Origin of the sequence: Ilyobacter sp. (assembly GCF_041583315.1) — a bacterium.
In the GTDB taxonomy this organism is placed as follows: domain Bacteria; phylum Fusobacteriota; class Fusobacteriia; order Fusobacteriales; family Fusobacteriaceae; genus Ilyobacter.
The window spans coordinates 1-7,626 of the sequence record NZ_JBFHGC010000067.1 but is presented as its reverse complement, the minus strand read 5'-3'; the positions used below and the strand labels follow the sequence as shown (position 1 = coordinate 7,626).

The 7,626-nt window shown below is 37.5% G+C and carries 6 protein-coding genes; all 6 read left to right on the top strand.

Going from position 1 to position 7,626, the window contains the following annotated elements:
- Positions 1–754 (top strand): recombinase RecA (recA, locus tag ABZA26_RS03845; RefSeq protein WP_372713198.1); only part of this gene is annotated, 754 nt, incomplete at its 5' end.
- Positions 726–1,277, top strand: a complete 552-nt coding sequence (locus ABZA26_RS03840) for a regulatory protein RecX (RefSeq protein ID WP_372713197.1) — start codon at positions 726–728, stop codon at positions 1,275–1,277. The genes recA and ABZA26_RS03840, both read left to right, overlap by 29 nt.
- A 63-nt stretch (positions 1,278–1,340) precedes the next feature.
- Positions 1,341–2,072: a lysophospholipid acyltransferase family protein gene (locus tag ABZA26_RS03835; RefSeq protein ID WP_372713196.1), complete on the top strand. Its 732-nt coding sequence runs from the start codon at positions 1,341–1,343 to the stop codon at positions 2,070–2,072.
- 507 nt (positions 2,073–2,579) lie between these two features.
- A complete protein-coding gene (pflB, locus tag ABZA26_RS03830; RefSeq protein ID WP_372713195.1) occupies positions 2,580–4,811 on the top strand; it encodes a formate C-acetyltransferase in 2,232 nt (743 codons plus the stop codon).
- Positions 4,812–4,943: 132 nt separating this feature from the next.
- Positions 4,944–5,678, top strand: coding sequence for a pyruvate formate-lyase-activating protein (pflA, locus tag ABZA26_RS03825; protein ID WP_372713194.1), 735 nt, complete (start codon positions 4,944–4,946; stop codon positions 5,676–5,678).
- Positions 5,679–5,807: 129 nt separating this feature from the next.
- On the top strand, positions 5,808–7,334 hold the full coding sequence (locus tag ABZA26_RS03820; protein WP_372713193.1) for a SulP family inorganic anion transporter: 1,527 nt from the start codon (positions 5,808–5,810) through the stop codon (positions 7,332–7,334).
- Positions 7,335–7,626 lie beyond the last annotated feature (292 nt).

The following is a 7,626-nucleotide window of genomic DNA, read 5'->3' as shown; positions in this document are numbered from 1 at the left end:
TCTTGATCCGGCTTATGCAAAGGCTCTGGGTGTAGATGTAGACGAACTCCTCATATCACAGCCTGACAACGGAGAGCAGGCTCTTGAAATAGGTGATATGCTGGTGAGGTCTGGAGCAGTAGACGTAATAGTAGTGGATTCGGTAGCGGCTCTTGTGCCTAAAGCTGAGATAGAGGGAGAGATGGGAGATCAGCAGATGGGTCTTCAGGCAAGACTTATGTCAAAGGCCTTGAGAAAACTCACAGGAAGTCTGAATAAATCAAAAACCACCATGATATTTATAAATCAGATTAGAGAAAAAATAGGAGGGTTTGGTTTCGGTCCTCAGACAACAACTACAGGAGGAAGAGCCCTTAAATTTTATTCTTCTGTAAGAATGGAGATAAAAAGAATCGGAAGTGTAAAACAAGGTGATAATGTAATAGGAAACGAAACCTCTGTGAAGATAACAAAGAACAAGATAGCTCCTCCTTTTAAAGAGGCAAAATTTCAGATCATGTACGGAAAGGGTATCTCAAGAGCGGGAGAGATACTGGATATGGCCATCGACAATGATATAGTGTCAAAATCAGGAGCATGGTTCAGCTACGGAGATGTGAGGCTAGGCCAGGGAAAAGAAAATGTAAAACTGAGACTGGAAGAGGAAAGCGATCTTCTAGGGCAGATAGAAATGGATCTGAATAAAATTATTTTTCCTGAAGTTGAAGTAACCAAGAAGGTAAAAGTTGAAGATACTGAATCTGAAGAGAAATAAACTATATCTAGAGGACGACAGAGTAATAGATGTGAGTCCGGATATAATTTATGAGATGGGTCTCTCTAGAAAAGAAGAGCTGAGTATAGAGGAATACGAACGGGTGGTCTACCTGGCTGCCCTTTCGAAATCTTACTTTCTGCTGTCTAGAAGGGACTACACCTCAAAGGAACTAGAGAGAAAACTGCGTATAAAATTTCAGGAAAAAGAGATTATAAAAAAAGTAATTTCAGAGATAGAGGAAAAAGGGTACATAGATGACTACTCCTATGCAAAGTCGTTTATCGAAAGAAGCAAAGACGGAAGAAAAAAAATAGAATATGATCTGAGGGCGAGGGGAATAAAGGCTGAAATTGTAAAGGAAGCTTTTAATGACAGTGGCCAGAATGAAGTTTATAAGATAAAAAAACTTCTGTCTAAAATAAGCAGTAAACCTCATGATAAAAAAATAAATTATCTTTTGAGAAAAGGCTTTGGTTATGATAGTGTGAAGGAAGCTTTGAGAGACGAGGATGAGGAATAACTTTCTAAAAAAAGGGTTTTATGATAATATTACTGATGTAATATTTTAATTGGGAGTGGTTTTATGTTAGGTTTGATATTAGCTCTTTTGTCGGGGCTGGGTTTTTTCATTTATATGACAATATTTTATCTTCCAATAATTTTGTTTTCGGGAGAGGAAAAATCAGCACGGTTAACGAGAAGAGAATTTAAAAAATTTGGAACCTGGATTTTGGGATCCATAGGAACTAAGCTAGAGGTTATCTACGAGGATAGAGAGGCAGTAGAAAATCTAAAGGCAGAAGACGGAATCGTGGTAGTAGGAAATCATCAGAGTAATATGGACATTCCGGTACTTTTGGCAGGGTTACCTTTTATAACGGGATATGTAGCCAAAAAAGAGATGGAAACCTGGCCTTTTTTCGGAGTGTGGATGAAAAAATCTCACTGTGTATTTTTGGACAGAAGTAATCCCAGAGAGGGTATAAAAAGTATAAAAAGAGCTGTAGAGGTTATAAAGGCCGGATATCCAATCACAATCTTTCCCGAAGGAGAAAGGTCTAAAACCGGAGAGATAGGTGAGTTTAAAAAAGGCAGCTTTAAGCTGGCAACAGAGACAAAGGGAATAATAGTGCCTGTGACAATAAAAGGTACTTATGAAATCCAAAGAAGAGGCAGTGCAATAACTAAAATGGGTAAAACAGTAAAGCTCATCGTATCAAAACCAATCTATGTAAAAGATATGAGTGTAGCTGAAATAAAAAAACTGGATAAAATAGTAAGAGATATAGTTGTGGAGAACTTTGAGAAATTTTAGTTCTCTTTTTTTTTGCCAATGTCACAAAGGTTACCGAAAAATAAAAAATAATATATTAATATGTTTCTTAGAATCAAAATCTAAGTAAAGATTATAATTAAAATGATTTTTAAAATCTTTAGTAATTTGATAAAAAAACTTGAAAAAGCTATTAAGATATGTTAATCTCTATTAAACTGTAATAATTACAAAAGAAGAAAGAGTACAACAAGCGAACAAGAAGTATAGGTTAACAAAATAATCGTTGATCAGTATCTGAATTTTATATCATTATAAAAAAAACAGTCTCAAAGTAATAAAAAACAGGACAATGGGATGATGTGTTTTTAAACCGTACAGGATAATATTGTTTGACAGAATTTAATATTTATGTTATATTTATTCCGACTTTGTTAATAAATTCCCGAAAATGTTAATTGAAACTTGAAATTTTGCTGGAATTGTTAAAGTGTATTAAATTTTGTATTTTATAATATTATATATATAAATATCTAGGAGGAACTCAATATGTTTAAACAATGGCAAGGATTTAAAGGGGATCTCTGGAAAAAAGAGATCAACGTAAGAGATTTCATTCAAAACAACTATACTCCATATACTGGGGACGAGAGCTTCTTAGTAGAACCAACTGATGCAACTAAAAAACTGTGGAACAAACTTACAGAAATGTTTAAGGAAGAGCAGAAAAAAGGTGTGTATGACGCTGAGACTAAGATTCCTTCTGCACTGGATGCATACGGACCTGGATATATAGACAAGGATCTTGAAAAGATCGTAGGGGTACAAACTGACAAACCTCTAAAAAGAGGGATATTCCCTAAGGGTGGAGTAAGACTTGTAGAACAGGCTCTTGACGCTTATGGATATAAGATCGATGACTTCACAAAAGAGATCTTTACTAAATACAGAAAGCATCATAACCAAGGTGTATTTGATGTATATACTTCTGATATCAAGGCTGCCAGAAGTAACGGTCTGGTAACTGGACTTCCTGATGCCTATGGAAGAGGAAGAATAATCGGAGACTACAGAAGAATAGCTGTATATGGATTAGACAGAATTATCCAAGATAAAAAATCTCAACTTAATATATTAGATGTAAGCGAGATGTCAGATGAGATCATCAGAAGAAGAGAAGAGGTTTCTGAGCAAGTAAGAGCTCTTCAGGCATTTGGAAAAATGTGTGCTTCTTACGGATTTGACGTATCTAAACCTGCTGAGACAGCTCAAGAAGCTATACAATCTGTATACTTCTCATATCTTGGTGCAGTAAAGGACCAAGACGGAGCAGCGATGTCACTGGGAAGAACTGCTACATTCCTAGATATCTATATCAACAGAGACTTAGAAGCTGGAAGAATAACTGAAGAGGAAGCTCAAGAGTTTATCGACCAGTTTATCATGAAGCTAAGAATCGTAAGATTCTTAAGACCGCCTGCTTACAACGAGTTATTCTCAGGAGATCCGGTATGGACTACTGAGGTTCTTGGAGGAGAAGGTACAGACGGAAGAACACTAGTAAGTAAAACATCATTCAGATACCTGAATACACTATACAACCTAGGACCGGCACCAGAGCCGAATCTGACAGTTCTTTGGTCTACAAAATCTCCACAAAACTGGAAAAAATTCTGTGCAAAAGTATCAATCGATACATCAGCACTTCAATATGAAAATGATGACCTTATGAGACCTCAATTCGGAGACGACTATGCTATAGCTTGTTGTGTATCTCCTATGAAAGTCGGAAAAGGGATGCAGTTCTTCGGAGCGAGAGTAAACCTTCCTAAAGCTCTTCTTTATGCAATAAACGGCGGAAAAGATGAGAAATCAGGAGCACAGGTTGCACCTCATTTTGCACCAATAACTTCTGAATACCTTGATTTTGATGAGGTAATGGAAAGATATGAAGAAGTACTTAAGTGGCTTGCAGGAGTATATGTAAAAGCTCTAAACATCATCCACTACATGCATGATAAATATGCTTACGAAACATTTGAAATGGCTCTACATGACCTTGAAATCGAGAGAACTCAAGCTCACGGAATAGCAGGAGTTTCAATCGTAGCAGATTCCTTTGCAGCTATTAAAAATGCTAAGGTAAAAGTAATAAGAGACGAAGCAGGAATGGCTATAGACTTCGAAATCGAAGGAGACTATGAGGCATTTGGAAACAACCATGACGAAACTGACCAGTTTGCAGTTTCCATCACTAAAAAGTTCATGAACATGATCAGAACTCACCAAATGTACAGAGGAGCAAGACCAACTCAGTCTATCCTTACGATAACTTCAAACGTTGTATATGGTAAGAAGACAGGAGCTACTCCTTGCGGAAGAAAATCTGGAGCACCATTTGCACCAGGAGCGAATCCAATGAACGGAAGAGATAAAAAAGGAGCTATCGCAGCCCTGTCATCAGTAGCAAAGCTTCCATTTGAAGATGCAAACGACGGAATCTCTTATACATTTGCAATAACACCTGCAACTCTTGGAAAAGAGCAAGAGGACAGATGCAACAACCTGATAAACTTGATGGACGGATACTTTACTCCAACTGGTGGACATCACCTGAATGTAAACGTATTTGACAAGGCACTTCTTGAAGATGCAATGGCACATCCTGAAAAATATCCACAGCTTACAATCAGAGTATCTGGATACGCAGTTAACTTTACTAAACTTAACAGAGAGCAGCAGCTTGACGTTATATCCAGAACAATCAACGAAAGAATTTAATTTATAATAAAGAATAAGGGGAATCCTAAGGATTTCCCTTATTCAACTTTATTTTTAATTTTTAATAGGAAGATTTTATGGAAAATGCTCGTATTAAGAATTATATAACTATTCATAAGGATGGAGATGAAAATGGGTAAAGTATTGGGAAAGTTACACTCATATGAAAGCTGTGGGACAGTAGACGGACCAGGCCTGAGATATGTAGTTTTTACACAAGGGTGCCCTCTGAGATGTAAATACTGTCATAACCCGGATACTTGGAATATGTCAGACGCCAGCTATGAAGAGGATGCAAGTTATGTGGTTAGAGAGATATCTAAGTATAAACCTTTTTTTAAAAACGGAGGAGGAATGACTCTTTCCGGAGGCGAGCCTTTTATGCAGGCTGAATTTGCAAAGGAACTTTTTAGACTTTGTAAGGAAAACGACATAAATACAGCAGTTGATACCAGCGGGATATATCTCAATGATACAGTCAAAGAAGCACTAGAATATGTAGACCTGGTACTTCTGGATATAAAATGTATCGATCCTGAAATATACAGAGATCTCACAAAGGTGGAACTAGAGCCCACGCTGAAATTTGCAAAATACCTATCAGATATAAAAAAACCTGTATGGATAAGACACGTACTGGTACCTGGGATTACTGACAGTGAAGAGCTCCTTGAAAAACTGGGAGATTTTATTGCCGGTCTTGATAATGTAGAGAGAATGGAGATCCTTCCTTATCACAGTCTTGGAGAGTATAAGTGGGAAGAGATGGGATATGAATATGAGCTCAAGGGGGTAGAGCCTCCGACAAAAGCATCAGTGGAAAGAGCCAAGGAGATACTCAGAGAAAAAGGCGTGCCTGTAAGATAGGTATAACCAAAACAGAACAGTAGCCAGTTCTAAAACTTGTCAAAAAACAGAAAGTATGATACAATAATGTCTGATTTGTGAAAAATAGTTTTTTATTATATATTAGTTTGTGTTTTGACAGGAGGAATGATGAGTAGCTTTTTAAAAGAAAAATTAAATATGAAGAATGAGGTCTTGTCCGGTCTTACAGTTGCCTTTGCACTGGTACCAGAAGTTGTTGCCTTTGCTTTTGTAGCAGGAATTGACCCTATAGTGGGACTTAATTCGGCAGTAATAATCGGACTGTGTACGGCAATTTTCGGAGGAAGACCCGGGATGATATCCGGAGCAGCAGGAAGTATAGCAGTGGTATTTACTGCACTTGTGGCTCTCCACGGGATAGAGTATCTCTTTGCCACAGTAATAGTAATGGGAATAGTACAGATACTGGTAGGGATTTTTAAATTTGGAAAATTTGCCAGAATGATACCTCATTCGGTAATGCTAGGATTTGTAAACGGTCTTGCTATCGTTATATTTTTGGCTCAACTGAGTCAGTTTAAAGTAGACGGTGCCTGGATGTCCGGAATTCAGCTATATGTAGTGTTGGGACTGGTAGCTCTGACAATGGGAATAATCCATTATCTGCCGAAACTGACAAAAGCTGTGCCGGCTTCTCTGGTGGCAATATGTGTCACAACCGGTCTTTCTATATGGAGCAACAAGATAGGAATTCATATACCAAATGTTCTTGAGTTTTCCAAAGGGGGAATTGCAGGAGGATTACCTAGATTCCATCTACCGGAAGTGCCTTTAAACTTTGAAACTTTAAAAATTGTACTGCCTTTTGCAGTTACAGCAGCTATGGTAGGACTTATAGAGTCACTTTTGACAATGGCTCTCATAGACGATCTTACTGATACTAGGGGACAGGCCAACAAGGAGAGTATCGGACAGGGAATAGGAAACTTTATAAACGGACTGATGGGTGGAACAGGTGGCTGCGCTATGATAGGACAGTCTATGATCAACCTAACAAGCGGAGGAAGAGGAAGAATTTCCGGAGTATCTACGGCTCTAGCACTGTTATCATTTGTATTGTTTGGTTCGAAAATTATAGGGATAATACCGCTGGCAGCTCTTGTGGGAGTAATGTTTATGGTTGTTATTGAAACTTTTGCCTGGGAAAGTCTGAAGTACAGCAAAAGAATACCTAAGAAGGATTTTATAATAATCATTATTGTGGCGGCAATAACAGTGGAGCATGATCTGGCTCTGGCAGTAATAGTGGGAATAATAATTTCAGCATTGATCTTTGCCTGGGAAAAAGGAAAAAGAATCTCGGCAGAGGTAAAAGTTAATGAGAACGGAACTAAAACATACATACTGGAAGGACCTCTGTTTTTTGGTTCTGCAGCAAACTTTAAAGAGTTGTTTGATGTACAGAACGACCCTGATGTAGTGGCAATTGATTTTGGTAAATCAAAGGTTACGGATCATTCGGCGATAGAGGCAATCAATAATATAACGGATAAGTACAGACAGGCAGGGAAAAAACTGAAGCTCAAACATCTGAGCAAAGACTGTTATGAACTTCTGAAAGATGCAGAAAAGATAATAGAAGTAAATATTGTGGAAGACCCAAAGTATTTTGTGGCAGACAACGAACTTGCATAGAAATGACAGCCTGGTTTCAGGCTGTTTTTTTTAATTTATTATTTTAGTTTTTGGGGTTTTTCAGATAAAATGCTCAATTATACAGGCCTTGTCACTTTCTTTGGTTTTCAAAGCATACCAAGGGTATTTCATCAAGGGAAAGCGATATAGTTTCCAGGGGTTAAGGCAAGTGACCTAAACGGTTAAGAAGAGTTTGAATTCTTTTTTTTTTAGATAATTAATGGTATAATTTCAACATGGAATAAATTACAAAAGGGAGTTGAAAACAATGATAATTTTAGGAATCGAAACC